This window comes from Catenulispora yoronensis (assembly GCF_039531695.1).
Lineage (GTDB): Bacteria > Actinomycetota > Actinomycetes > Streptomycetales > Catenulisporaceae > Catenulispora > Catenulispora yoronensis.
This window is the reverse complement of record NZ_BAAAQN010000007.1, coordinates 104570-130081: the sequence shown is the minus strand read 5'-3', so window position 1 is coordinate 130081 and position 25512 is coordinate 104570. Positions and strand designations below refer to the sequence as shown.

Annotated in this window: 20 protein-coding genes; 11 read left to right on the top strand and 9 right to left on the bottom strand. The window is 70.7% G+C overall.

Going from position 1 to position 25512, the window contains the following annotated elements; genetic code table 11:
• Nucleotides 1-15: 15 nt before the first annotated feature.
• Both ABD481_RS08460 and ABD481_RS08455 read right to left on the bottom strand, forming a co-directional pair.
• On the bottom strand, nt 16-1134 hold the full coding sequence (locus tag ABD481_RS08460; protein ID WP_344664992.1) for a winged helix DNA-binding domain-containing protein: 1119 nt from the start codon (nt 1132-1134) through the stop codon (nt 16-18).
• Nucleotides 1131-1607, bottom strand: coding sequence for a nitroreductase/quinone reductase family protein (locus ABD481_RS08455; protein ID WP_344664991.1), 477 nt, complete (start codon nt 1605-1607; stop codon nt 1131-1133). Before ABD481_RS08455 ends, ABD481_RS08460 begins: the two co-directional genes overlap by 4 nt.
• Nucleotides 1608-1691: 84 nt before the next feature.
• Between ABD481_RS08455 and ABD481_RS08450 the strand changes: the two genes are divergently transcribed.
• The gene (locus ABD481_RS08450) at nt 1692-2534 is read left to right on the top strand and encodes a GNAT family N-acetyltransferase (protein WP_344664990.1); all 843 of its coding nucleotides are present in this window, start codon (nt 1692-1694) and stop codon (nt 2532-2534) included.
• 407 nt (nt 2535-2941) lie between these two features.
• Here ABD481_RS08450 and ABD481_RS08445 read toward each other — a convergent pair whose 3' ends face one another.
• Nucleotides 2942-3667 carry a hypothetical protein gene (locus tag ABD481_RS08445; protein WP_344664989.1) on the bottom strand — a complete coding sequence of 242 codons (726 nt, stop codon included), beginning with the start codon at nt 3665-3667 and terminating at the stop codon, nt 2942-2944.
• A gap of 122 nt (nt 3668-3789) precedes the next feature.
• Between ABD481_RS08445 and ABD481_RS08440 the strand changes: the two genes are divergently transcribed.
• Nucleotides 3790-4953, top strand: coding sequence for a GDSL-type esterase/lipase family protein (locus ABD481_RS08440; RefSeq protein ID WP_344664988.1), 1164 nt, complete (start codon nt 3790-3792; stop codon nt 4951-4953).
• On the opposite strand, the gene ABD481_RS08435 is transcribed toward ABD481_RS08440, so the two are convergent.
• Nucleotides 4881-7184, bottom strand: coding sequence for a terpene synthase family protein (locus ABD481_RS08435; protein ID WP_344664987.1), 2304 nt, complete (start codon nt 7182-7184; stop codon nt 4881-4883). The two genes, ABD481_RS08440 and ABD481_RS08435, sit on opposite strands and share 73 nt — an antisense overlap.
• 582 nt (nt 7185-7766) lie before the next feature.
• Nucleotides 7767-10151 carry a phosphoketolase family protein gene (locus ABD481_RS08430; protein ID WP_344664986.1) on the bottom strand — a complete coding sequence of 795 codons (2385 nt, stop codon included), beginning with the start codon at nt 10149-10151 and terminating at the stop codon, nt 7767-7769.
• Between the two features lie 134 nt (nt 10152-10285).
• Here ABD481_RS08430 and pta point away from each other — a divergent pair, with 134 nt between their 5' ends.
• From pta to ABD481_RS08400, 6 genes are all read left to right on the top strand, one after another.
• Nucleotides 10286-12484, top strand: a complete 2199-nt coding sequence (pta, locus tag ABD481_RS08425) for a phosphate acetyltransferase (RefSeq protein WP_344664985.1) — start codon at nt 10286-10288, stop codon at nt 12482-12484.
• Nucleotides 12481-13614 (top strand): acetate/propionate family kinase, encoded by a 1134-nt coding sequence (locus tag ABD481_RS08420; RefSeq protein ID WP_344664984.1) that lies wholly within the window; start codon nt 12481-12483, stop codon nt 13612-13614. Before pta ends, ABD481_RS08420 begins: the two co-directional genes overlap by 4 nt.
• Nucleotides 13615-13761: 147 nt before the next feature.
• A complete protein-coding gene (locus ABD481_RS08415; protein WP_344664983.1) occupies nt 13762-15906 on the top strand; it encodes a hypothetical protein in 2145 nt (714 codons plus the stop codon).
• The gene (locus tag ABD481_RS08410) at nt 15903-17195 is read left to right on the top strand and encodes a hypothetical protein (protein WP_344664982.1); all 1293 of its coding nucleotides are present in this window, start codon (nt 15903-15905) and stop codon (nt 17193-17195) included. Before ABD481_RS08415 ends, ABD481_RS08410 begins: the two co-directional genes overlap by 4 nt.
• A gap of 123 nt (nt 17196-17318) precedes the next feature.
• Entirely contained in the window at nt 17319-18143 is an 825-nt protein-coding gene (locus ABD481_RS08405) for a crotonase/enoyl-CoA hydratase family protein (protein WP_344664981.1), read from the top strand.
• 82 nt (nt 18144-18225) lie between these two features.
• Nucleotides 18226-18789, top strand: coding sequence for an MBL fold metallo-hydrolase (locus ABD481_RS08400; RefSeq protein ID WP_344664980.1), 564 nt, complete (start codon nt 18226-18228; stop codon nt 18787-18789).
• A gap of 117 nt (nt 18790-18906) precedes the next feature.
• Here the strand turns inward: ABD481_RS08400 and ABD481_RS08395 are convergent, their stop codons facing one another.
• Both ABD481_RS08395 and ABD481_RS08390 read right to left on the bottom strand, forming a co-directional pair.
• Complete coding sequence (locus ABD481_RS08395) at nt 18907-19992, bottom strand: NADAR family protein (protein ID WP_344664979.1); 1086 nt, start codon at nt 19990-19992, stop codon at nt 18907-18909.
• Between the two features lie 44 nt (nt 19993-20036).
• Nucleotides 20037-20564: a GNAT family N-acetyltransferase gene (locus ABD481_RS08390; protein WP_344664978.1), complete on the bottom strand. Its 528-nt coding sequence runs from the start codon at nt 20562-20564 to the stop codon at nt 20037-20039.
• Nucleotides 20565-20657: 93 nt separating this feature from the next.
• Between ABD481_RS08390 and ABD481_RS08385 the strand changes: the two genes are divergently transcribed.
• The 3 genes from ABD481_RS08385 (at nt 20658) to ABD481_RS08375 (ending at nt 24367) form a co-directional block, all read left to right on the top strand.
• On the top strand, nt 20658-22262 hold the full coding sequence (locus ABD481_RS08385; RefSeq protein WP_344664977.1) for a glycoside hydrolase family protein: 1605 nt from the start codon (nt 20658-20660) through the stop codon (nt 22260-22262).
• 99 nt (nt 22263-22361) lie between these two features.
• Complete coding sequence (locus tag ABD481_RS08380; protein ID WP_344664976.1) at nt 22362-23573, top strand: cytochrome P450; 1212 nt, start codon at nt 22362-22364, stop codon at nt 23571-23573.
• 71 nt (nt 23574-23644) lie between these two features.
• Nucleotides 23645-24367 (top strand): nucleotidyltransferase domain-containing protein, encoded by a 723-nt coding sequence (locus ABD481_RS08375; protein ID WP_344664975.1) that lies wholly within the window; start codon nt 23645-23647, stop codon nt 24365-24367.
• Nucleotide 24368: 1 nt separating this feature from the next.
• Here the strand turns inward: ABD481_RS08375 and ABD481_RS08370 are convergent, their stop codons facing one another.
• Nucleotides 24369-24728, bottom strand: a complete 360-nt coding sequence (locus ABD481_RS08370) for a class I SAM-dependent methyltransferase (RefSeq protein ID WP_344664974.1) — start codon at nt 24726-24728, stop codon at nt 24369-24371.
• 22 nt (nt 24729-24750) lie between these two features.
• Nucleotides 24751-25401 carry a nitroreductase family protein gene (locus ABD481_RS08365; protein ID WP_344664973.1) on the bottom strand — a complete coding sequence of 217 codons (651 nt, stop codon included), beginning with the start codon at nt 25399-25401 and terminating at the stop codon, nt 24751-24753.
• Nucleotides 25402-25512 lie beyond the last annotated feature (111 nt).

Below are 25512 nucleotides of genomic sequence, written 5' to 3'. Positions count from 1 at the left end.
AGAAGGCATCCGAACTCAGCCGTTCTCGTCCACAAGCCACCGCAGATCATGATCCGCGCCCGGAACCAGGAACTCCAGCAACGCCGCGCCCTCCGCCTCCAGCGCCGAGCGCTGGGCCTTGGTGATCGGCACCAGCGGGGTGAGGTTCACGGTCGCCGTCGTGCGCTTCCGGTCCGTCTCCAGCTTCCAGACGCCCCGGATCCGGCCGTCGACCATGAAGGTCGTGAGCGACAAGTTCCCGGCCCAGATCTTCTCCTTGGCGACCCTCGGGTCGTGGATCCGGGCCCGGTCCTTGTGGCCGATGAAGACGTTGTCGAACTCCGGGAGGAACCGCACCGGGGCCTCGACGTCGGCGTCCGGACGCGGCGCGTCCGGCAGGTCGAACAGCTCGGTCCCGCCCTCGCTCCGGAAGACGGCCAGCCCGCCGGCCAACCGCTCGAACACTTCCCGCAGGCCGGTCAGGCCGCTCCACATCTGCGCGTCCATGACCGACGCGGGGCCGAATGCCTTGAGGTACCTCAGGACCAGCTCGTCGGGGGTCATGGCGGGTACCGGCTCGGTGAGGTCCAGCCAGTTCTCGGCGGTGGTGTGCTTGGCCAGACCGCCCTGGAGCCACAGCCCGCGCGGCGTCACCTGCACCATCGCCAGCTGATTGCGCGCCGCCACGCCCAGCGCCTGGGCGTCGTGGTCCGGGTAGTCCTCGGCGAGCAGCTTGCCCAGGTCGTTGAACGTCCGCGGTTCCTGTTCGACCAGGACCCGCGCCCGCGCCGCGAGCTCTGGCATGTCGATCCCCTTTAGCTTGCGCCCGAACGCGCCCTGGAGCGTGCGGGAATGCACGGATCGGAGCAGGTGCCGCAGCGGCATGCAGTCGCGCGCCGTCACCGTGTGGATCGTCGAGCGCTGAAGGCTCAGCCGGACGAACTCGCGGTCCTCGAAACGGCGCGAGAAAGCCTGCGCGTCGAACCCGTCGAGCCGCGACCATAACGCCACGTAGTGGTTCGGCGGGAGCTGCGTCTGGAGCCCCACCAGGTGCTCCACGGCGTCGGCCGCGTCCAGGGCCGAGCGCCGTAACAGCAGCTGCCGGTCCAGCGTCGCCCGATTGAGCTCCTGCTCGCTGAGGATGCGCCCGCTCACGCCACGGGCTCCAGGGCGAAGACGTTGATGTCCCGGCCGGAGCGCTCGGCGTAGTTGTCGTAGCCGGGCCACAGCTTCGTCACCACGCCCCATACCAGCTGGCGCTCGTCGCCTTCCAACACCCGTGCCTTGATCTTCTTGGCCTTGCCGCGGACCGAGACGCTCGCCTCCGGCGTCGCCAGCAGGTTCAGGGCCCACGCCGGGTGGCGCTCCTGGCCCCAGTTCGACCCCACGACGATGTAGGCGCCTTCCCGCTCCGCGTACAGCAACGGCACCGTGCGCTGCTGCCCGGACTTGCGGCCCGTCGTGGTGAGCAGCAGCGTGTGGCGGCCGGTGCCGGTCAGGATGAACACCCGGCCGCCGGAGACCCGGCCCAGGAAGCGGTCGACGTGCGGCGCGACGCCCTTGAAGGCGGTCGAGAACCACTTCTTCCGGCCCAGCCGGGTGACGACGGTGCTCCACGGGTTGTCCATGGGCTCATCATGGCATCCGGGGAGGCGGCCCGCGCCCGCGTGTCGGCGCCCCCGCGGTGCCGCCCGACGCGTCAAGATAAGGGAATGACGGACAAACTACAGATCGTGCGCGCCTCTCTCGCGGACTGGCCGACCATCCAGTCCTGGTGCGCCGACGAGGGCTGGAACCCCGGCGACCAGGACGGGCCGTGCTTCCTCGCGCAGGACCCGGAAGGTTTCTTCCTCGGGAAGATCGACGGGGAGCCGGTGTCGGCGGTGTCCGTGGTGAACTACGGGGACGCGTTCTCGTTCCTCGGCCTGTATCTGGTCAAGCCCGAGTTCCGGGGGCGGGGACACGGATTGGCGACCTGGAAGGCGGCGCTGCCGCGGGCCGGCGAGCGGACGGTCGGACTGGACGGAGTGGTCGCCCAGCAGGACAACTACCGCAAGTCCGGATTCAACGCGTCGCACCGGACCGTCCGGTACCTGGGAGTGCTGGGCCCGGACGGGTCCGGGTCGGCCGCGGTCCCGCTGGCCGAGGCGGCGCTCGCTGATGTCATTGACTACGACGGACTCTGCTTCCCCGCGGCGCGGCCGGTGTTCTTGCGCGAGTGGTTCGCCGCGCCCGGGCACGTCGGGCGGGCGCTGATCGTCGACGGGCGCCTGGTCGGCTACGGCGTGATCCGCAGCGCCCGCGACAGCCATCGGGTCGGGCCGCTGTTCGCGGATTCCCGGGTCTACGCCGAGGTGATCCTCGACGCGCTGGTGTCGGGGATCGGGGGCGGGCCGGTGGCGATCGACGTGCCGGAGACCAACGGCGAGGCGTTGGCGATGGTCGGGGAACTTGGGATGGAGCCGGCGTTCGAGGTGGCTCGGATGTACACCGGGCCGGTGCGGGACACGGATCCGGGGAAGGTGTTCGGGGTCACGACGCTAGAGCTCGGCTGAGGGGCGGAGCTACGGCCAGAGCCAGAATCACAGCTACAGCCAGAGCCAGAGCTACAGCCAGAGCCACAGCCACAGCTACAGCCAGAGCTACAGCCACAGCTAGAGTTACAGCCACAGCTAGAGCCAGAGCTACAGCCAGAGCCACAGCCACAGCTACAGCCAGAGCTACAGCCACAGCTAGAGTTACAGCCACAGCTAGAGCTACAGCCCGAGCCGGAGCCACAGCCCGAGCCCGAGCCCGAGCCCGAGCCCGAATCACAAGCTGAGGCTCAGCCAGGCCAGAGCCGGGGGCACAGGTTGAGGCTGAAGCAGAAAACAGAGGCAGGAGAAGGGGCAGGCGCGGCCGCTGAATCGCGGCCGCAGCCCGTATCCGCCCTCGCCTATGGCGCCGTATCGCTTTGAGCGGCCTAAAGCTTGTCGTACGTCTTGAAGGAGTAGTAAGCCGTCCCCTCCAAACGGTTCGCGCCGGTCGGTGACGGCAGCCCGAAGCGCCGGTCGATGTCGTGGGTGGACCGGCCGCAGCCCTTGGCTCCCGGAACCGTCAGTGTGCTGTCCTGGACGTCGAAGGTGATGATCGGCGGGTCCTGCGACAGCCACTGCGTGGTGCCCGCGACGCGGGCCGCGGCTATCGCGACCGGAGCGTCGGCGGTGCCGATGGAGCAGTGGTCGCCGAGCCGGGGGCCGGAGAGCTCCAAGGTCAGGCTCATGGCGCCGTCCTGGGAGAAGAAGTCCGGAGGGGTGACCAGGTGCGGGCGCAGCCAGAGCTTGGGGCCGTGTCCGTTGCCGGACTGGCGTCCCGGGACTTCGAGGTTCGCTGCCCGGAAGGCCCCGAAGACCTGGCTCTCCGTGCCGTCGGGCAGGTAGCCCTCGGCGTGGGTCACGCGGTCGAAGCGGAAGGGGATAGTGGTTCCGTTGACGGTCATCGTCCCGGTGGCGACCATGACTTCGCAGCGCCACTTGGCGGGGTCGACCCCGGCGGGGATCCGGGGGCAGTCGGAGTAGTCGAAGGTGGGGGTGGCGGTCGCGGCCGTCGGCGCTGTGGTCGTGGTGGTCGAAGCGTTAGCGACGGCCGGCAGGGCGGCGACCGTGGTGGCGGCGATGGCGGCGGCCAGGAGAGCGGGTGTCTTTCGCATGGCTCAATGCTGGCCGGGACCGGGGGCTCGGCATCAGAGTGCTGCCTCCAGAAACCGGGGTAGGGCTGGCCCCCCTATCAGTGGTGATCGCTTCGGCGGTGTCAGGGTGTTAAGTTCCTGCCATGACTGAGGCTCTGCGGCATGTTCCGCTTGTGGGCGGCCCGATCGAGTTCCGGGGCGCGCTGGAAGTCGTCACCACCGAGGCCGGGGTTCTGGCGCGTCGTCTGCCGGAGTGGACGGTCGCGCAGTATCCGGAGGCCTCGATGGAGCGGCAGGCGACGGCCGGGTCGGGGGTGCGGCTGGCGTTCCGGACGACGGCCACGATGATCGAGCTGGACGTGCTGACCACGGTCGCGATGATGGCCGTGGACGAGCCGAACCCGGACGACGCCGGGTACTTCGAGATCACGGTGGACGGCGAGCCGGCGGGGACCAGGGCCGCGCCGGTGGGGAACGTGATCGAGCTGGACGCCCTCTTCCAGGAGAGCGGGTTCGTGGCGGGGTCGCCGACGACGGTGCGGTTCGCGGGTCTGCCGGCGGCGCCGAAGGAGGTGGAGGTGTGGCTGCCGCAGTGGGTCAAGACCGAGATCGTCGCGGTGCGTGCCGACGGCGTGGTCGACGCTCCCACGGCCACGGGCCAGCGGGTGTGGCTGCACCACGGCAGCTCGATCAGCCAGTGCAACGAGGCCGAGTCGCCGCTGGGGGTGTGGCCGGTGATCGCGGCTCGGAGCGCCGGAGTGGACCTGGTCAACGTCGGACTGTCAGGGAACTGCTTCCTGGATCCCTTTGTGGCGCGCACCATCCGTGACACCGAGGCCGACGTGATCAGCCTGAAGCTGGGGATCAACTTCACCGCTCGGGCGGCGTATCGGCTGCGTACCTTCGGGCCGACGGTTCACGGGTTCCTGGACACGGTTCGGGAAGGACATCCGGACACGCCGATCCTGGTGGTCTCGCCGATCGCCTGTCCCGCGTTGGAGGACACGCCGGGGCCGACGGTTTGGCGCGACGGAGTGTTCACGGCGACGGGGAGCAAGGCCGATGTCGCTGCCGGGGCCTTGACGTTGGAGGTGGTCCGGAGGGAGCTGCGGCGGATCGTCGCGGAGCGGGCCGCGACGGATCCGAACATCAGCTACTTGGACGGGCTTGAGCTGGTGGGGCTTGCGGAGGCCGACGAGTTCTTGGGGGAGGGGCTGCACCCCAATCCGGCTGGTTACCGGTTGATCGGAGAGCGGTTCGCGGAGAGGGCGTTCGGGGCGGGTGGGGCGCTGGCGGAGAACGGCTGAGGGAAGGCGAGGTTGCCGGAGCTGTGCCGGACACCCCAGGCCGTGGGCGTCGGGTGGTTCAAGCGCACAGCTCGGCGGCGTCGCTGCTCGCCCTCCACGTAGCGGGCGGTCATTTGGTGCCAGTGCAGAACGCCGGTCATCCAGGTGCGGAGGGCCTGGGCGTGCTGGTCCAGGGCTTCGCGGATGTCGGGCGACAGGCGCAGGGTGTCGGCCAGCGCCGGGATCTCGACGTCGGCCGCGTGGTCGAAGAGGTCCATCCGGGCGTCCATCAGACTGCTGATGATGTGCAGGGCCTCGTTCTGGTCGCAGCCGAAGAAGTCGCGGGCGGACAGCACGGCGTTGTGGAGTTCGCCCTCGAACTGGATCTCCTTTTGGTAGGAGTACAGGTCGTTGACCAGGAATCCCCAGTCGGAGGCGGAGTGTTCCAGGGCCTGGAGCGGTCGGCTGCGCAGGACTTCTGGAGGCAGGGGCGCGTGGCCGACGTGAGCGAAGAACATCGTCAGGTCGGAGCCGAAGGTGTGGCGGCGCATCTCGATGTAGTCGACGGGGTCGGGGACGCGGTTCGCGATCGCGTTGTCGAGTTCCCAGAGCCAGCCGTCGAGCATGGCGCGGTTGGCTTCGCGGAGGTCTTCGAGGCGTTGCGCGGGCAGGCCGGTGGCGGCGGTGCGCTGCCAGAGGTCGAGCATCCCGCGTTCGAGGGCTGACATCGGCGGGGGCGGAGTGTCGGAGATCATGGCACTGAGACGCTCGACGAAGACCCGGGCGCCGGTGCGGTCGCGGGCGGGGCCGAAGACCAGCGGGAAGAAGTCGTCGGCGTAGGTGCCCAGCATCAGCCAGTCGGCGGCGAGTTCGAGGTCCTCGCGGGAGGAGTCGGGGCCGATACCCGCGGCGCACAGGGCGATGTCGGCGCCCAGGAGGTGCTTCTCGTCCCAGATGCCGTCGAGGATGCCGATGTGGCGGGCCCATTCGAGGGAGTGGCGCCGGGCGGCGGGGAGGTGGGGGTTGAGGCGGAGTTCGGAGGGTGGGGTGAGGGGCGGGATGGAGGTGGGGCCGACTTGCTCGAAGGGGTGGTGGGTCAGGCGTTTGATGCGGAGCGGGGCGGTGCGGGTGAGGGAGGTGAGGATGCGCGCTGCGGACGTACCGAGAGCTGACGCCTCGCCGAGCGCCGATACCTCGCCGAGAACCGACGCCTCGCCGAGAGCCGACGAGGTTCCGGTCGGGGAGTAGTGGTCGTTCATGTAGCGCGATGAGCGCAGGTGCCACTCGTGGCCGCCGGACTGCCAGTCTTGCAGGCCTTTTACATACAGGCCGACCTGCACTGCTTCGATAGGACCGACGGCGTATTCGGCGAACAGCGGAGCCAGTTCGGTGAGTGCCGTCTGCTCGAATTGGTGCAGCCGGCTGGTGAGAAGCCGGTTGGTGAGATCGGCGGCGGTTTGGGTGTCGCAGCCGAGGAAGCGTTCGAGGACCAGGACACAGTTGGCGTTCTCTCCCTCTTGCTCGACCTCTCGCTGGTAGGAGAACAGGTCGTTCCGCAGGTGGACCGCGTCGGAGAAGGTGTCCTTCAGTACGCGCAGCGGTCGGCTCGCCGCGATGCGGTCGGGGATCTCGACGCCGTTGGCGTGCTCGACGAGATGCGCCGACCACGGCGCGCCGCCGACTTTGCGCCGCATCTCGATGTAGTCCACTGGGTCGGCGACGCGGTTCTCGCTGATGTTCGCGAGCTCCCACAGCGATTCTTCGAGGAGATGGCGGTTGCTCTCCGCGAAACGACGCTGCCAGCCCTCGGATTTGCCCGGGATGGTGCGGGCCCAGAGGTCGGCGAGACCCGCCTCCACGGCGTTGGTCGGTGCGGGCATGGCCGGGCCGGCCGGGCCAGCCAGGCCGCCGACCGGCATGAAGGCGGGCAGCCGATCGAGGTAGGCCCGGGCGCCGGCCATGTCGCGCGGCCGCTTGTAGACCTCAAGGAAGTGATCGTCGAAGAAGAAGACCCAGACGTACCAGTCGGTGATCAGCGCCAACTCCGTGGCGTCGCAGTCCGGGTGGGTGTAGGCGCACAGGAGGGCGTAGTCGTGGCGGTCGAAGTCGTTCTCGTCCCAGACTTCTGAGCCCTCGATCATGGTGAACGACCGCGCCCAGGCTTTGGAGTGCACGCGGGCATAGTCGAGATGCGCGTTCAGGCGGGCAGGGTACGGCATGTAGAAGTCGGGCAGGCGGAACGGCTTCGGCATGGGGTCGACGCTAGGCGCGGCGGAGGCGGGGTTGAAGGGATCGGGGCTCCAAACCAGTGGATTGGGTGAATGTCGGGCGATGCTGTGCTCGCGAGCGGAGAGCAACGATCAGCAATCGCTGACCGCCGACCGCCAGCAACCGCCAACCGCCAACCGCCATACGCCAACAACCGCCGACCGCCAACTGCCAACCGCCGACCGCCGACCGCCATACGCCGACAACCGCCGACCACCGACCGCCAACAACTCCCGACCGCCGACAACCGCCGATCACCATCCGCCATCCGCCAATCGCCGACGGCCGACCGCCGACAACCGCCGCCGACCGCCATCCGCCATCCGTCACCATCCGCCGACCGCCATCCGCCATCCGTCACCATCCGCCGATCGCCGACCGCCATCCTCTGCTGACTGCTGACTGCTGACTGCTGACTGCTGACTCTGTCGACCGCCGACCGCCAACCGCCAACAACTGCCATCCGCCATCCCCCAACCACCCAACAAGCACCGCGGACCGGCGACATCGCCCGCCGCCGGTCCCACCTCACCACGCCACCGACCACGCCACCGACCACCCCACCGTCAGTAAGACCACGTCCACCCCGAGATCGCCGGGTCGTCCTCGCCGAACTCGCGCGTGTACTGGCGTGCCTTCAGCCGCGCGTCCAGCAGGGCCTGCCGGACATGGCCGGCGCGCTCCGCGAGGCCCGGCACGCGGTCGATCGCGTCGATCGCGAGGTGGAATCGGTCGATGTCGTTCAGCATGGCCATGTCGAAGGGGGTTGTCGTGGTGCCCTCCTCCTTGTAGCCGCGGACGTGGAGGTTCTCGTGGTTGTTGCGGCGGTACGTCAGCCGGTGGATCAGCCAGGGGTAGCCGTGGTAGGCGAAGATGACCGGCTTCGAGGTGGTGAAGATCGCGTCGAATTCCTTCTCGGTCAGGCCGTGGGGGTGTTCGGTGCTGTCCTGCAGGCGCATCAGGTCGACGACGTTGACCACGCGGATCTTCAGCTCCGGGAAGTTCTGGCGCAGCAGGTCGACCGCGGCCAGGGTCTCCATGGTCGGGACGTCGCCGGCGCAGGCCATCACGACGTCGGGTTCGCCGTCGGCGTCGGTGGAGGCCCAGCTCCAGATGCCGATGCCGCGGGTGCAGTGGGTGATCGCCTCGTCCATCGACAGGTACTGGAGCTGCGGCTGCTTGCCCGCGACGATCACGTTGACGTAGTCGCGCGAGCGGAGACAGTGGTCCGCGACGGACAGCAGGGTGTTGGCGTCCGGCGGCAGGTAGACGCGGATCACGTCGGCCTTCTTGTTCACCACGTGGTCGATGAAGCCGGGGTCCTGGTGCGAGAAGCCGTTGTGGTCCTGGCGCCACACGTGGGAGGTCAGCAGGTAGTTCAGGGACGCGATCGGCGCGCGCCAGGGGATGGTGCGGGTGGTCTTCAGCCACTTGGCGTGCTGGTTGAACATGCTGTCGACGATGTGGATGAAGGCCTCGTAGCAGGAGAACAGGCCGTGGCGGCCGGTCAGCAGGTAGCCCTCCAGCCAGCCCTGGCACATGTGCTCGCTGAGCGGCTCCAGGTCGCGGCCGTCGGGGGACAGGTGCTCGTCGTCCCAGGGCACCTGGTCGGCGTACCACATGCGGCCGGTGGCCTCGAAGACGGCCTGCAGGCGGTTGGAGGCCGTCTCGTCCGGGCCGAAGACGCGGAAGTTCTCGGCGTCGGAGTTGCCCGCCATGATGTCGCGGAGGAAGGTTCCGAGGATCTTGGTGCCCTCGGCCTGCCGCACCCCGTGGCCCTCGGGGTCGACCTCGTAGGTGCGGAAGTCGGGCATCTTCAGCTCGCGCAGCAGCACTCCGCCGTTGGCGTGCGGGTTGGAGCCCATGCGGCGGGGTCCGGCGGGGGTCAGGGCCGCGAGTTCGGGCTTCAGGGCGCCGGTCTCGTCGAAGAGTTCCTCGGGCCGGTAGGACCCCATCCAGTCCTTCAGGACGTCCAGGTGGGCCGGGTTGGTGTGGACGTCCGCCATCGGCACCTGGTGGGAGCGCCAGGAGTCCTCGACGCGGTTGCCGTCGACGGTCTTCGGCCCGGTCCAGCCCTTGGGGGTGCGCAGGATCAGCATCGGCCAGGCCGGGCGCTTCCCCTTGTCCTTGCCGCTCGCGGCGTTCTTCCGGATCTCGCCGATCCGGTCCAGCATCGTGTCCAGCGTCGCGGCCATCGCCTGGTGGGCTTCGAGGGGGTCGGCGCCCTCCTCGCTGACGACCGTGAACGGCTCGTACCCGTAGCCGCGCATCAGCTGTTCGAGTTCGGCCTGCGGGATGCGCGCGAGGATGGTCGGGTTGGCGATCTTGTAGCCGTTGAGGTGGAGGATCGGCAGGACGGTGCCGTCCCGGACCGGGTTCACGAACTTGTTCGAGTGCCAGGAGCCGGCCAGCGGGCCGGTCTCGGCCTCGCCGTCGCCGACCACCGCGCAGACCAGCAGGTCCGGGTTGTCGAACGCGGCGCCGTAGGCGTGGACCAGGGAGTAGCCGAGCTCGCCGCCCTCGTGGATGGAGCCGGGCGTCTCCGGCGCGACGTGGGAGGGCACGCCGCCGGGGAAGGAGAACTGGCGGAACAGCTTGCGCAGGCCCTCCTCGTCCTGGGTGATCCCCGGGTAGAACTCGGTGTAGGTGCCCTCCAGATAGACGTTGGCCAGCACGCCCGGGCCGCCGTGGCCGGGGCCGGCGATGTATATCGCGTTCAGGTCGCGGGCCTTGATCACGCGGTTCATGTGGGCGTAGACGAAGTTCAGGCCGGGCGTGGTGCCCCAGTGGCCCAGCAGTCGTGGTTTGACGTCGTCCAGGGTCAGCGGCCGCCGCATCAGCGGATTGTCCAGCAGGTAGATCTGCCCGACCGACAGGTAGTTGGCCGCGCGCCAGTAGGCGTTGATCGCGGCAAGGTCTTTCGCGGAAAGCGGTCCCTTGGTCTTGGTCACCCGTCCAGGCTAGGTCGGGCGTGCGGCGCGTGCCCGTCGACCGCTCGGCGAGCTGAGCCGGACGGGTAGCGCCGAAAGCAGCGTCACACCCCCGCCGTGCTGCGCGGATCCGGGCGCACTGGCATGATCGCACCGTGGACACAGCGGCGCAGGGCTTGTACATCACTTCGACCGACGCCGCGAGCGGCAAGACCGTGGTGGCGCTGGGCGTGGCCGAGGCGATGTCCCGCCGGGTCCGGCGGCTGGGGGTGTTCCGGCCGGTCGTGCACGGGGGCGGCGCGGTGGACGAGGTCGTCGACCTGATCCGCACGCGCTATCGGATCGAGGAGTCCTACGAGTCCTGCGTCGGCACCACCTACGACGCGGTGCACCTGGATCCGGCGCGGGCGGTGGAGACCATCGTCGACCGCTATCGCGCCCTGGCCGCCCGCTGCGAGGCGCTGGTGGTCGTCGGCTCGGACTACACCGACGCCGCCACCTCCACCGAGTTCGGCTTCAACGCCACGGTGGCCGCGAACCTGGCGCTGCCGGTGCTGCTGGTGGTCGGGGGCATGGACCGGACGCCGCAGGACGTGGCTGCGGTGGTCCGGGTGTCCCGGCAGGAGCTGGCGCGGCTGCACGCCACCGAGCTCGCCGTGGTCGTGAACCGCGTGCCGGCCGGGCAGGAGGAGCCGGTGCGGCGCGAGGTGGTCGGGGTCTTCGGACCGACGGCGGCCGCGGCCGGATCCGGGGTCGGGGCTGGGGCGACCGGCGCCGGGGCCGGGGCCGGGGAGGCCAGCAACGCGGGTGGGACGGACACCGCGACCCCGCTCGTCTTCACGATCCCCGAAGTCCCCGGCCTGACCGCGCCGACGATCCGGGACCTGGTGCGGTCCGCCGACGGCGTGCAGATCAGCGGGGATCCCGCGCTGCTGGACCGGGAGGCCTCGACCCTCGTGGTGGCGGCGATGTCGCTGCCGAACGTGCTGGACCGGCTGACCGAGGGCGTCGCGGTCATCGCGCCCGGCGACCGCACGGCCGGCCTGGTGCCCGGCCTGCTGGCCGCGCACGACGCGTCCAACTTCCCGGCCTTGTCAGGGGTCTTCCTCACCGGCGGCTTCACCCTGCCCGCGAGCGTCTCCCGGCTGCTGGACGGCGTGCACTCGCCGCTGCCGATCATCGCCACCACGCAGGACACGCTCCCCACCGCGCTCCAGCTCGCGGCGGTCCGCGGCGAGATCACCGCCGACCACCCCGGCAAGGTGGAGACCGCGCTCGGCGCCTTCGCCCGGGGCGTCGACACCTCCACGCTGCTGGACCGGCTCAACGTCACCCGGTCCGTCGCCGTGACGCCGCTGATGTTCCAGTCCCAGCTGCTGGAGCGGGCCCGGTCCGAGCGGCGCCGCATCGTGCTGCCCGAGGGCACCGACGACCGCATCCTGCGCGCCGCCGACATCGTCGCGCGCCGGGGCGCCGCCGACCTCACGGTGCTGGGCGAGGAGGAACGGGTCCGGACCCGGGCCAACGCGCTGGGCCTGGACCTGGCCGGGGTCCGGGTGGTCAGCCCGTCGGACCCGGACCTGGTCGAGGAGTTCGGGCACGAATACACCCGGCTGCGGGCCCACAAGGGCATGACCCTGGACCGGGCCCGCGACCTGGTCCAGGACGTGTCCTATTTCGGCACCATGATGGTCCACACCGGCCGCGCCGACGGCATGGTCTCCGGCGCGGTGCACACCACGGCCCACACCATCCGCCCGGCGTTCGAGATCATTCGCACCGAGCCCGGCGTCTCGGTCGTGTCCAGCGTGTTCTTCATGCTGCTGGCCGACCGGGTCCTGGTCTACGGCGACTGCGCCGTCATCCCGGACCCGGACGCCGTCCAGCTCGCCGACATCGCGGTCTCGTCGGCGCGCACGGCGCAGGCCTTCGGCGTGCAGCCGAGGGTGGCGATGCTGTCGTACTCCAGCGGCGAATCAGGGTCCGGAGAGGACGTCGAGAAGGTCCGCGAGGCCGCGAAACTGGCCCGGGCCAGGGATCCGGAGCTGCCGCTGGAGGGCCCGATCCAGTACGACGCCGCCGCGGACCCGGAAGTGGCCGCGCTGAAGCTCCCCGGCAGCGCGGTGGCCGGCCGGGCCACGGTGTTCATCGTCCCGGACCTCAACACCGGCAACAATCTCTACAAGGCCGTGCAGCGCAGCGCCGGGGCGATCGCCGTCGGCCCGGTGCTCCAGGGCTTGCGCAAACCGGTCAACGACCTGTCGCGCGGGGCATTGGTCCAGGACATCGTCAACACGATCGTGATCACGGCGGTGCAGGCCCAGGAGCACGGAACAGAGAAGAGTGGGCAGTGAACCAGGTTCTCGTCCTCAACTCCGGTTCGTCGTCGATCAAGTACCAGCTGCTCGACATGGCCGACCGCCGCCGTCTTGCGGTCGGGATCGTCGAGCGGATCGGGGAGTCCGGCGGCTCCGCTCCCGACCACGCGGCAGGCATGCGGACGGTGCTCAGCGAGCTGGAGGGCGAGCTGGACCGCTCGGCGCTCGCGGCCGTCGGGCACCGCGTCGTGCACGGCGGGGACCGCTTCCGGGGGCCCACGCGCATCGACGACGAGGTCTGCGCCGCCATCAAGGAACTGATTCCGCTGGCGCCGCTGCACAATCCGGCCAACCTGACGCTGATCGAGGCGGCGCGCGAAGCCTTCCCCGACACCCCGCAGGTCGCCGTGTTCGATACCGCGTTCCATCAGACGCTGCCCGCGCCGGCATATACGTACGCTGTCCCGGCCGAGTGGCGCGACGACCTCGGCGTGCGCCGCTACGGCTTCCACGGCACCTCCCACCAGTACGTCTCCCGGCGGGCCGCGGAGCTGCTCGGCCGGCGTCCGGAGGAGGTGAACATGATCGTGCTGCACCTGGGCAACGGGGCGAGCGCGTGCGCGGTGCGCGGAGGTAAGAGTGTTGACACCTCGATGGGCATGACGCCGCTGGAAGGGCTGATCATGGGCACCCGCTCGGGCGATCTGGACCCGGCGATCAGCGCCTACATCGCCCGGCGGACCGGCCGGGGCGCCGAGGAGACCGATCTGACGCTGAACAAGTCCAGCGGCCTGCTGGCGCTCGGCGGCAGCAACGACATGCGGGACATCGTGGCGGCCGCGGAGAAGGGCGACGAGAACGCGCGGCTGGCCCTGGACGCCTACTGCTACCGCGCCCGCAAGTACATCGGCGCCTATCTCGCGGCGCTGGGCCGGATCGACGCCGTCGTGTTCACCGCCGGCGTCGGCGAGAACTCGGCCGAGGTGCGCGCCGGCGTCGTCGCGGGCCTGGACCACCTCGGTATCGCGATCAGCCCGAAGCGGAACGCCGCGAAGTCCAAGGAGGCGCGCTACATCTCGCCGTACTGGGCCGAGACCGCGGTCCTCGTCGTGCCGACCGACGAGGAGATCGAGATCGCCGACCAGGCGCTGGCGCTGATCGGTTGATCGGCCGGCCGGCTGACCGGGTCCGGCGGCGCGGTTCGCCGACCTGCCGACTCGCCCTGCCGACTCACCCTGCCGCGCATCCTTCCGGTACGGCATCATGGTCCTGTCGGATCAGGCATTTCGCACTCGGGAGGCAAGACGGGGGCCATGACGATCGGGGCCGACGCCGCCACCGCACCCCTGTCGGTCCCCGCGGCCGCCGAGCGGGTCCTGGAGCTCACCCAGGTCGCCCGGCCCGCCGACCTGCCCTCGATCCTGGGCGCGCTGACCGCCACCGAGCTCGCCGCCGGCGTCGCGCGCCTGGGCCGGCGGCTGCCGGAACCGGTCGTGGACCACGTCATCGAGCACGGGCCGCCCGGCGCCCGCCGGGCGTTGGCCTGGCAGCTGCGGCTGCCGCTGCGGCACGCCGGGGTGCTGGGCTACGACACCGCCCGGCGCAAGCTGCTGCGGCTCGCCGACCCCGAGGTGGACCGCGCGCTGTTCGGGCGGCTGGACCAGGCCGGCGTCAACTGGGTGCGGGCGGCGATCCTGCGCGACCGCACCGGATCCGACGGCGCGGCGATCGTGCCGCCGGACCTGCGGGCCCGGCTGGTCGACTTCCTCGGGACCGCCGTGCTGCCGCGCTCGCCGGAGGACCTGGCGAACACCGATACCGGCGATCCCGACTTCGAGCTGCTGCGCGTGCTGGCCGGCGCCCGCGACCCCGGCCTGGCCATCCCGGCCGCGCGGATCCTCGGGCTGCCGGGGCCGCTGCCGGCCCGGGCGGCCGGCTGGCGGGACCAGACCTGGGTGCACGGCTGGGACCGGCCCGGCGTCGGCTCCCGGGCCTGGAGCGTGGACTGGGAGGAGATCCTGGAGCTCGCCGCCGGGCACCGCGACGTCGCCGGGGACCGCGGCCGGTTCCTCGGCCAGGTCAAAGGGCTCGACGAGGCGGCCGCGCGCGAGGACGTCCCCGAGGACGTCCGGCAGCGGCTGCTGGCCCGCTACCCGCCGGCCGCGTGGCACGCCGGAGCGCCCGACGTCAGCACCCTGCGGCGGATCCCGGCGGCGCTGAAGGCCCTGGAGCCGCGCTGGGGCGAGGGCGTCAGCGCGGAGCCGGAGTTCCGCTACGCCATCAGGCTCCTGATCATCAGGGGCCTGAGCCTGGGCACGCTGACCGCCGCCGAGGTGCTGGAGCACGCCGTCCCGGCCGGCGCCGTGCTGGACCTGGCCTGGCGCAGCGGCGACGGCGTGCTCGCCGCCGCGCGCGGACGCGCCGACCTGGCCGCCGAGCTGCGGCAGCGGCTGCGCGACCGGATCGGCGAGGACCCCTGGCTCTGGGACGCGCTGATGGTGCGCTCGTTCCTGTGGTCCGGGACCGTCGCCGAACTCGTCGACCTGGTCGCCGATCTCGGGCCGGACCATGCGATGCCGCCGGCGGAGCAGGCCGTCGACGGCGACAGCGCGAACGTGCTGCTGGCCTTCGCGCCGCGGGCGATCGCCGAGAACTTCGGCGGCGCCGACGACGCGCTCAGCCCCGAGCAGGTGTTCCTGCTGCGCCGCCGGCCGCTGGCGCCGGGGCTGGTCGAGCGCGCGCTGGAGCCGGACGCCGGCCCCGACGCACTGCCCGCGCTGCTGGGCAATCCCGCGACGCCGACGTCCGCGCTGCTGCGGCTGCTGGAGCAGCCCGCCGACCCGGTGGAGACCCGGCTCAGCCTGCTGAGCCGGTGCCGGGACGCCGACATCCGGTACGCGGCGCTGGAGGAGCTGGAGCGGCAGGGCGTGCCCTGGGCGCAGCTCCGGAACGTGGTGAAGAACCTCGGCGAGAGCGCCGTCTATCACCTCGTGGACGCGGCGCCGACGGCCGAGCGTCTGCATTTCCTGCTTCGCAAGCTCGGCCGGTATCTGGGCCCTGACACTTTGGCCCTGCTCTACGGCCGCCTCGCCGAGCAGGCCGGCCCGGAGCCGGTGTGGGACGTCGCGGCCTTCCTGGCCGGAGGCGTGCAGGAGGTCGATCCGGCGGTGCGCGCCTCGATGCTCGGCGCCGACGCCGAGCCGCTCCGGCAGGCCGCCGAGGCCGCCGCGGCGCGCGAGCTGCCCGGCGTCACCGCACTCGATCCCCGCACCGATCCCTCACCCCATCCCGATGATCCTGCCAGCTGGCCGCTGGAGGAGGCGGTACGGCGCGGCCTGGACGGCCGGCCGGACCGCTGGCGCGCGGCCGTGCGGCGGCTGATGGTCGCCGGGGAGCTTGATTATCAGGACCTTGTCGCACTGGTCGACGCGGTCGCGGCGGCCGGGGAGGAACCATGAGCTGGGCCGACGACCCCGGGCGCGCGCTGGGCAACCGCGTGCCGCCGGTGCCCTCGCATCCGACGATCGACGACTACGAGCGGCTCGCCAACCACTACCACACCATCCGCGCCGACCCCGCGACGGAGTTCGGCCGGCTGCGGGAGCTGGCCCTGGAAGGCTGCCGGCTCGGCACGATCCGCCCGGCCGACCTGGTGCGGCGGGTGCGGCCGGCGGCGGTTCCGGTCACGATGCTGATGGAGCCGGACCCGGATCTGGCCGGGGCCAGCGTCGCGGTGATGCGGGCGATACAGCGCGGCGACGGGGCCGGGCCGCAGTACTGGGCGCGGATGATCGGCGAGATAGAGCGATCACGCGGATCGCTCTCGGCGCTCGTGAAGGGCCGGCGCGAACCCGAGGAGCGGCGCGGCGGCGCCGTCCGGGCCCGGCGCCGGCTGGCGCTCAGCGACACCGCCGCACTGGGCACCCAGGGGCAGCGGTGGCGCGCCGCGAACGTGATGCTGGCCCTGGCGCCGGCGCTGGCCGCGCGGGCGTTCCTGGCCTCCGGCGCGACGATCCGCACCAACCCCACCGGCGGCGAACTCAGTGCCCTGAGCCGCCGCGCCGAGCTGATCGTCGGGATGATGGCGAACGCGCCGCTGTGCCGGGAGCTGGCCGAGCACGCCTTCGGGTCGCTGGGCGACGCGACGCTGCGGATGCGGCTGGCCGCGAACCCGTACACGCCGGACAGCGTGCTGCTGCGGCTGCTCGACGAGCACGGCACCGAGCCGGAGATCCTCAACGCGGTCCGGCTCCACGAGTTCGCCGGCGGCGCGGTCCTCCGCCAGTCGTTCCTGACGCTGCCCGACGATCCGCGCGCTGTCGGCAAGGCCCTGCACGACTTGGTGGCGGCGCGCGGCGACCGGCCGTTCCTGGCGATGCTCGACGCCGGGCCCGGCGACGTGGGCTGGGTGCGGGCGATGGTCCGCGCCGCCGGCTCGGCGGTCGGCGACGCGGCGCGGCTGGCGGCGTACGTGCGGCTGGCGGAGATGTCCGCGCCGGAGGTGGTGTGGGCGGTGGAGCTGGAGCGGGCCGGGTCGCTGGAGCAGATGATGCCGCAGGTGCGGGAGTCGATGATGGCGGGGACGGGGGAGGCTTTGGTGCGGGCCGGAGCCGGGCTCGGGAGCGGGGCCGGGGCTGGGGCAGGGGCGAAAAGGACGGCGACCGGGGGCCGGGCCGGGACTGTGACGCCGGCGGTGGAGATGCAGCGCTGGCGCAGCGACACGGCCTTGGACGAACCGATTCCCTGACCGGAACCCGACTGGTGCTGAAGCTGCGGCCGTCCCGGGGCGCGGCGCGGACGCGGGTGGCTGCGAGTGGCTGCGGCTTCGGCTCCACTGGCGGTCCGTCGCCTCCGGGGCCAGACTGCGCCCATGGCACCCACACCGCTGGCGGCCCCGGCAGCCCCGACGACCCCGGCCGGCGACCGTCGCCCACCGGTCCGCGTCGAGAAGACCGGCGCCGTGACGACCGTGATCCTGCACCGTCCCGAGGTCCGCAACGCCGTCGACCCGGAGACCGCCAGCCTGCTGCTCGCCGCGTTCCAGGATTTCGAGCAGGACCCGGAGGCGAACGTCGCCGTCTTCTACGGCGAAGGCGGGACCTTCTGCGCCGGCTTCGACCTCAAAGCCCTGACAGCGGGCGCGGTACCGGCCGGAATGGCCGAATACGGCGACGGCCCCATGGGCCCGAGCCGACTGCGGCTGTCCAAGCCGGTGATCGCCGCCGTGGCGGGGCACGCCGTCGCCGGCGGCCTGGAGCTGGCGCTGTGGTGCGATCTCCGGGTCGCGGAGGAGAGCGCGGTGTTCGGCGTGTTCTGCCGACGCTGGGGCGTGCCGCTGGTGGACGGCGGAACCGTGCGGCTGCCACGGCTTATCGGGCAGAGCCGCGCCATGGACATGATCCTCACCGGCCGCGCCGTTCCGGCCGCCGAGGCGCTGGCGTGGGGCCTGGCCAACCGCGTCGTCCCGGACGGCACCGTGCGCGAGGCCGCCGAGGCGCTCGCCGCCGAGCTCGCCGCGCTCCCGCAGCTCTGCTTGCGGGAGGACCGGCTATCAGTGCTCGAACAGGACGGCCTCAGCGAGGAGGACGCGTTGCGCAACGAGCTTCGGCACGGCCAGACCTCGCTCGCCGAGTCACTGGCCGGGGCTCAGCGCTTCGCCGACGGGGCCGGACGGCACGGAGGCACGGCCGGGTAGCGACAGTCTGTCAACCAATCCGCGCCGGCTCCCGACACTCTTTCCGTTGCCCCGACCCCGCACCTCGTGCGAGCATCCGCCCATGACCGCCACCGTGCACGTCCTCACCGCCGGCTACGTCGGCCCCAAGGTCGCCTCGACCGTCACGCTGATCCGCGACCTCGCGGCCCAGGTGGTCGTCGACCCCGGCATGGTGGCCGACCGGGAGCGCATCCTGGCGCCGCTGCGCGAGCTCGGCGTGGCGCCGGAGGACGTCACCGACGTGGTCTTCTCGCACCACCACCCGGACCACACGCTGAACGCGGCCCTGTTCCCGAACGCCCGCTTCCACGATCACTGGGCCATCTACCAGGACGACGTCTGGGACGACCGCGACGCGGACGGCTACCAGCTTTCGGAGCATATACGCCTTATGCGAACCCCCGGTCACACCGCCGAGGACATCAGCACCCTGGTGGACACCGCTGACGGCCTGGTCGTGCTCACGCACCTGTGGTGGAGCGCCGAGGGCCCGGCCGAGGATCCCTTCGCCACCGACGGCGAGCAGCTCCAGCACTACCGCAAGGCGGTCCTGGAGCTGGAGCCCGCGCTGATCATCCCCGGGCACGGCGCGGCGTTCGCGCCGTCGGAGGAGACTCCGCGCTGACGGCTGACGGCTGACGGCTGACCGCTGACTGCTGACTGCTGACTGCTGACCGCTCCAGCTACAGCGCTCGGTACCGGCTCCAGCATGCTGGAATCAGCTACAGCACGCTGGAACCGGCTACAGCTCCAGTACCCCGGTACCCGCGGCGCGTTCGGCCCGGATCTGCTCCAACAGCCGACCCATCCAGTTCCGTCCGTCGCGCCCGTTGTGGTCCCAGAAGCGGTCCACGCCGTCGTGCAGAATCCGGGCATTCCCAGTGTCGCGCAGCACGGCGGCCAGCTCGGGGTGCCGCGCGAACTTGGCCCGCAGCAACTCGGCCATCACCGCGGTCTGGATGCGCGGCCAGTCTTCGCGGCGCGGAGCCTCTATCGCCGCCGTGATCGCGTCCGCCTGCTTCATGTCGAGCAGGCGTTCCCGGAGCGACCGATCCGCGACGGACAATGCCCAGAACGCGTGGGTGACCTCGCATTTCCGCCCGGCGACCTCGATCGGCCCGGGGTACTCCTTGCGCAGCACGATCACGTCCGGAGGCTGCGCAGTGTGCAACGAGACGCCGACGCCGTTGACCGTGCGGTGGAACGGAATCATCACGCTCGGCTCGACCGGTTCGGCGGTGCCCTCCGGCGGAGGGCCGTTCCGCTTGCGTGCGTTGGCACGATTGCGGATCAGGCTGTCCATCGCCTCGGCGCGCAGTTCCTCGTCGACGACCTCGATTCCGTCGATGGTCTCGACCTGATTGCCGATCCCCGCCACCAGAATCCAGATGTTGTCGCGGTTGAACGGGCCTTCGTTGCAGAACGCGTACATCGCATCGCGGCCAGGCACCTGTTCGTACACGGCCCGCAGCAGCGCCAGGTTCTCCTCGCTCGGGTCCCGGGCGTAGGCCTCGGCGGCGTCCATGCACCGCTGCTCGGCCGTCGGCCGGTGGTTGAGGCGTTCGATGTCGTCGCGGACTTCCCCGATGAAATCCTCGATCGGCATGTCCATCGCGTCGTACGGGGGCCCGGGCAGGATCTGGTCGGCCCGGACCTTGGCCGCGAATTCCTCGAACCCCGTGGCGCCGCCGCAGTCGACGACGCCGTCGGCGTAGATCATGGCATCGACCAGCAGCAGCCGCTTGCCGTTGCGGATCCACGCGTGTCGCCACGTGCCGTAGATCTTCTCGTCTTCGACGACACGCCAAGTGAGTCGGGTTCCTGACATAGCGCGCAGCCTAGCCGGGCCGCGGATACCAGTAACCCCAGCGGCTACTCGCCCGCCTTGCCCACCTCCGACAACCGCAGCCTCAACAGCATCCCCGGCCACTCGCCCACCATGAACTCCTGGTCCCGCGTGAACCCGTAGCTCTCGTAGACCTTGACCAGGTTCCCGTCCTCGCCGGCCCAGCAGTCCACCCGGATCAGGTCGATCCCGCGCTCGGCCGCCTCCTGCTTGGCCCGCTCGACCAGCGCGCGCCCGATTCCGCGGCCGGCGTGCGCCCGCGAGGTGATCAGGAAATTCACGTACAGCTCGCGTTCATCGACCGGCGGCGCGTAGTCCTGCCGCTTCTCGGTGATGATCATGACGCCCAGCGCCGTGCCGTCGGCGTCCTCCAGGACCCGCATCCCGCCGGTGTCGGCGCGCTCCTCGAACGCCTCGCGCCGCTTCGGGTTCCCGGTCCACGGCTCCGTGCCCCACTGCTGGGTGTTGCCCCGCGCGTTCATCCACGCCACGGCCTCGTCGCCGAAGGCCAGCACCAGCGCCACGTCGTCCCGGTCACCTCGTCGAATCCGCATGGGACCTTCCTAGCAAAAAAGTTCATGTGAACGCCCGTCAGATATAACCGCCGTTCACCGTCGCTGAAGACAAGGAATGTACAACTCCACTGCATGAGAATCTATCTCGCGTCCAAGCGACGTCTAGCGGTATCGGCGCTCGTGCTGGCCGTGGGGATCGCAGTCCTGCTGCCCGCCACCGCTCTGGCGAACGGCCGGCATCACGGGGGACCGACCACCTGGTCACTGTCCGGCGCGGTGGCGCCGGCGACGCTCGACGGCGGCCCCTGGTCGCTCGGACAGGCTCCGGCCACTTACGGGGATCCGACCGCAGGCTATTGCGACGCCTCCGGCGCCGTGACGCGCAGCCCGGGGGCTGAGCTGTTCCAGCCGGCCTACTTCCCGAACGTCACCGGCAAGGGCCAGCATCTGCGCGGCTTCTTCGACTACCGCCCGAAGGACACCGACGAGGCCGTGCTGGCCGCGCGGTCCGACGACGGCGGCCGCACTTGGACGTATCAGGGCCAGGCGCTGGAGTCGAACCGGGGGCAGTGCCCGTCGGCCGCGCTGAACGACGACGGCCAGGGCCACCCGACGGTGCTGCGCGTGGCCGGCAAGGACTTCCTGTACACGCTGACCCGGCCCACCGCCGACACCCCTGGCTCGCAGCTGCTGGTGCACCGGATCGACGCCGACAGCGAGCGTCCGCTGGCCAAGCTTCCGGCTGCGCAGCCGGTCGGGACCGGCGCCAGCACTACGCTGACCGCCGCGGTGGTTCTGCCGAGCGCGATCATTCCGGCGGCCGATACCTCGGCGTTCGAGATTCCCGGCACGGTTCGTGTGCAGACTGATGCCGGTGTGGTCGATGTGCGCTGCACCGGCTCCACCGCGACCTCGTTCACCGGCTGCACCGGCGGTACTGGTAACGCGGTGGTCGGCGCGGCCGCGACCACCTATGCGATCGTGCCGGACGGTACGCAGGCCACCACCGGGCTGGTCTCCCCGGATGGCATCCTCGGGGTGCTGCCTGGCAAGGACGACCGCACGGTGACGGTGCTCTACGTCGAGAAGCAGAAGGACTACTTCACGAGCGCTTCGCAGGCCGGTGCCTGCAACGTCCCCTACGCCACGCTGGCCAAGATCGGCGAGGGTAAGAACAAGGCGCCGTTGTACGGCAACAACGAGGACCTGGCGACTGTTCGCAGCGCGACGACTCGTGACGGTGTCCACTTCACTGACAACGGCCCGGTGAACGGGCTCGGGGACAACACCGACGCCAGTGCGACCGCGACCCGGTTCGTGAGCCCGTCGGGCACCGTGGTGAAGAACCCTGATGGCACGCTCGGCCTGTTCTACGGCGCCGGCAACTGCTACGACGGCGACAGCGACGGCTTCCACTACATCGGTTACGCCACCAGCAAGGACGGCGTGAACTGGAAGATCGTCAACGGGTTTACGAACCCGCTGTTGTCGGTGGACACCGCGTTCCCGCAGACCTCGCCGGAGCTGTACTACGGCGGCCGTATCTACGGCCCGCAGGTGGTGCTCGGCAAGGACGGCAAGACCGCGACCATGGTGTTCGCCGGCTACCGCACGCCGAAGCCGCTGCCGAAGCCGGGCACGGTGCTGGGGACCGATCCTGGGGCGCTGTACACGGTCGGTGCGGGGGACCTGGCGACGTACCGGACGATTCTGACGGTGCCGCTGACGACCAAGTGAGTCGGCGCTGGGCCATTTGGTATTCAAGTAAGGCTTCTGTGGCCCGTGCGGCTCGGGAACCATCCCGGGCCGCACGGCCGTTTTCGGGGCATGGAGCCGATGGAGATCATGGGGGCGCTGCTCACTCCGGAGGGCCGCGACGACCCGTACCCGCTCTACGAGGCGGCGCATGCGTTCGGCACGGTCGTCGACGTCAGTGAGGGCTTCGCGATGGCGTCCGGATACGAAGTCGTGAACCGGGTGCTGCGCGACCCGGCCTTCGGGGTGTGGGACCACGAGCTGCGGGCCCGGACCTGGCCTTCGGAGCTGGTGGAGCGGCCGTCGATCAAGAGCATGGAGCGGTCCGTCCTCAACAGCAACACCCCGGAGCACGGGCGAATGCGTGCCCTGATCTCCTCGGTCTTCACGCCGCGCCGGGTCGGGATGCTGGAGCCGGCGATCGAGGCGGCGGTCGAGACGCTGCTGGACCGGCTGGCCGACGAGGGCGCGGGCGGCGCGCCGGTGGATTTCATGGACCGGTTCGGCTATCGGCTGCCGGTCGCAGTGATCTGCGATCTGCTCGGTATTCCGGAGAGCGATCGCGAGACGTTCCGGAAGCTGGCCACGCAGCTGGCCGCGGTGCTGGACTTCATCGACCTCGCGGACGCGCTGGATCTGGCCGACGCGGCGGGCACGGAGTTGGAGTCGTACTTCGGCGCGCTGGTCGCCGAGCGGCGCCGGCGGCCCGCGGACGACCTGACCAGCGCGCTGATCGCGGCCTGTGACGCCGACGAGGCCAGGCTGGACGAGGTCGAGCTGCTGGCGAACCTGACGCTGCTGCTCATCGCCGGCTTCGAGACCACCGCCAACCTGTTCGGCAATGGTGTGCGGCTGCTGTTCGAGTACCCCGAGGTGGCTGACGACCTGCGGTTGGGGACGGTGCGGTACGCCGGGTTCGCCGAGGAGGTGCTGCGGTACGACTCGCCGGTCCAGATGACTTCGCGGGTGGCGCTGACCGAGGGCCTGATGGTCGGCGGCCTGCCGACGCCGGAGGGTACCGAGGTGGCGCTGTTGATCGGGGCGGCCAATCGGGATCCGCGGCGGTATGAGGAGCCGTCCCGGTTCGATCCTCGGCGTACTGATATCAATCCTCTGAGCTTCGGGGCTGGTGCGCACTTCTGTGTCGGGTCGGTGCTGGCTCGTACTGAGGCGGCGATCGGTTTTCCGAGGCTGCTGGAGCGGTTCCCGGCTCTGGCGTCGGCCGGGGAGCCGAGGCGTAACGACCGTTTAGTGCTTCGCGGTTACGCCAGCTTGCCTGTTACGGTGGCCTGACCTGCTTGACCGCCTGCTTGTTCGATCTTGCGACCGGGCGGTGGGTTGTGGGCCAATTCGGGGGTGAGGACATGACGATTCTGGACGGCGCCGGTGCTGGTGCTGGGTCGGTCGGCGAGGCGCTGCCTGGTGTTGTGCTGCTGTCCGGGGTGGTCGGCTCCACGGCCTACGGCCTGGCCGGCCCCGACTCGGATGTGGACCGCCTCGGCATGTTCGCGTTGCCCACGGTGTCCCTGCTCGGACTGCACACGCCGCGCGACAGCCAGGTGAGTACGGATCCTGACGTGACCCTTCATGAGGTCGGGAAGCTGGTCCGCCTGGCTCTCGGCGGCAATCCGACGGCGTCGGAGCTGCTGTGGCTGCCGGACGACCTCTACGAGGTCCGCACGCCGCTCGGCGACGAGGCGATCGCGATCCGCACCGCGTTCCTGTCCGCGCCGCGGGTCCGTGACGCGTACCTCGGCTACGCCACTCAGCAGTTCCGCAAGCTGCTGTCGCGCGATCCGGCGGCCTCCACCGCGAAGGTGGCCAAGCACGCGCGGCATTTGATGCGGCTGGTCGAGCAGGGGTATGAGCTCTACACCACTGGCCACGTCAGCATCCGTCTGGCTGATCCGGAGCGCTTCCGCGCGTTCGGCGAGCGGGTCGCGGCCGATCCGGAGGCGACGCGGCCGTTTATGGCTGACGCGGAGAACCGTTTCGCGAAGGCGCGGAGTGTGTTGGCGGACCAGCCGGACGAGAGGGTGGTGGAGGACTGGCTGCTGCGGGTGCGGCGGGCGTTCTGGGAGGGGTGAGTCAGGTTGGTCGTTTTGTGGTGAGGATGGGTTGGTAGTACTCGGTTTCGGTTGGTTCGTGCCAGTGGACTGCGGTGAATCCGGCGTCGGTGGCGAATTGCGTGAGTTGGGTGCGGGTCAGGGCCCAGTAGGTTGTGCGTCTTACGCGGACGTCCCAGCTGTCGTTGTTTCCGTTCTTGGTCGGTGTCTCAGCAGCAGTAGGCTGCCGGGTCGGAGCACGCGCCGCTGCTCGTGGGCTCAGGTCCGAGCCGGTCACCGAGTAGTGCGGGCCGGCCTTCGCCAGGGCGATGGCTTGTGTTCCGACGCCGCAGGAACAATCCAGTACTCGCCTTGGGCCGGGACCAGGGGCGGCATGCCTCAACCACCACGCCGGCCACCGTGCCCTACTTCCAGCGTTCCCAGTGCAGGACCTGATCGCGGGGGATGCGGCGCGCGGGCTTGAAGTCGGTGCCGATCGTGTAGGCGAGGGGGATGAAGGCGGCGAGCATGACGTCGTCGTAGGGGACGCCGAGGGTCGCGGCCAGTTCGCGTTCCAGGGGGCCTTGGGCGGTGGTCCACGTCGTTCCCAGGCTGCGGGCGCGGGCGGCGAACATGAAGCTCCAGACGGCCGGGAGGATGGAGCCCCAGGTGCCGGACTGGACGGCGGCCGAGGCGCGGTCGGTGCGGCCCTCGACGGCGGGGATGACGAAGGCGGGGACCCGGTGGATGTTCTCCACGAGGTGGCGCAGGCCGTCGAAGACGCGCTCGGTGGAGGCGGCGTGGTAGTTCATCCGCCACACGTCGCGGTCGGTGAGCGGCTGCCCGGCGGCCAGGGGCAGCGCGCGCAGGAAGATGTCGGCCACCGCCCGCCGCCGCGCCGGCTCGGTGACCACGAGGAAGTGCCAGCGCTGCCGGTTGCGGCCGGTGGGGGCCTGGGTCGCGAGGTCGACGCACTCCTCGATGAGACGGCGCGGCACGGGCCGATCGAAGTCGAGACGCCTGCGAACGGCCCGCGTGGTGGACAGCAGCTCGTCAGGGGTCAGATGCAGGGTCATGGGGGGCTCCTCAACCGTAGGCCAAGAGATAATCCGCAACTAGATTATTGGCGAGCATACAAACGGGACCGTCGCCCCGCAAACAATCTGCCGGCAAACGATCACCGATAG

Excerpts from the sequence above, each read along its gene's own strand:
- ABD481_RS08390 (WP_344664978.1), bottom strand. The coding sequence starts at position 20,564 with ATGCGGATTCGACGAGGTGACCGGGACGACGTGGCGCTGGTGCTGGCC.
- ABD481_RS08400 (WP_344664980.1), top strand. The coding sequence starts at position 18,226 with ATGACCGCCACCGTGCACGTCCTCACCGCCGGCTACGTCGGCCCCAAG.
- ABD481_RS08435 (WP_344664987.1), bottom strand. The coding sequence starts at position 7,184 with ATGCCGAAGCCGTTCCGCCTGCCCGACTTCTACATGCCGTACCCTGCC.
- ABD481_RS08455 (WP_344664991.1), bottom strand. The coding sequence starts at position 1,607 with ATGGACAACCCGTGGAGCACCGTCGTCACCCGGCTGGGCCGGAAGAAG.
- ABD481_RS08415 (WP_344664983.1), top strand. The coding sequence starts at position 13,762 with ATGACGATCGGGGCCGACGCCGCCACCGCACCCCTGTCGGTCCCCGCG.
- ABD481_RS08405 (WP_344664981.1), top strand. The coding sequence starts at position 17,319 with ATGGCACCCACACCGCTGGCGGCCCCGGCAGCCCCGACGACCCCGGCC.
- ABD481_RS08450 (WP_344664990.1), top strand. The coding sequence starts at position 1,692 with ATGACGGACAAACTACAGATCGTGCGCGCCTCTCTCGCGGACTGGCCG.
- ABD481_RS08365 (WP_344664973.1), bottom strand. The coding sequence starts at position 25,401 with ATGACCCTGCATCTGACCCCTGACGAGCTGCTGTCCACCACGCGGGCC.
- ABD481_RS08440 (WP_344664988.1), top strand. The coding sequence starts at position 3,790 with ATGACTGAGGCTCTGCGGCATGTTCCGCTTGTGGGCGGCCCGATCGAG.
- ABD481_RS08375 (WP_344664975.1), top strand. The coding sequence starts at position 23,645 with ATGACGATTCTGGACGGCGCCGGTGCTGGTGCTGGGTCGGTCGGCGAG.
- ABD481_RS08385 (WP_344664977.1), top strand. The coding sequence starts at position 20,658 with ATGAGAATCTATCTCGCGTCCAAGCGACGTCTAGCGGTATCGGCGCTC.
- ABD481_RS08395 (WP_344664979.1), bottom strand. The coding sequence starts at position 19,992 with ATGTCAGGAACCCGACTCACTTGGCGTGTCGTCGAAGACGAGAAGATC.
- ABD481_RS08410 (WP_344664982.1), top strand. The coding sequence starts at position 15,903 with ATGAGCTGGGCCGACGACCCCGGGCGCGCGCTGGGCAACCGCGTGCCG.
- ABD481_RS08380 (WP_344664976.1), top strand. The coding sequence starts at position 22,362 with ATGGAGATCATGGGGGCGCTGCTCACTCCGGAGGGCCGCGACGACCCG.
- ABD481_RS08445 (WP_344664989.1), bottom strand. The coding sequence starts at position 3,667 with ATGCGAAAGACACCCGCTCTCCTGGCCGCCGCCATCGCCGCCACCACG.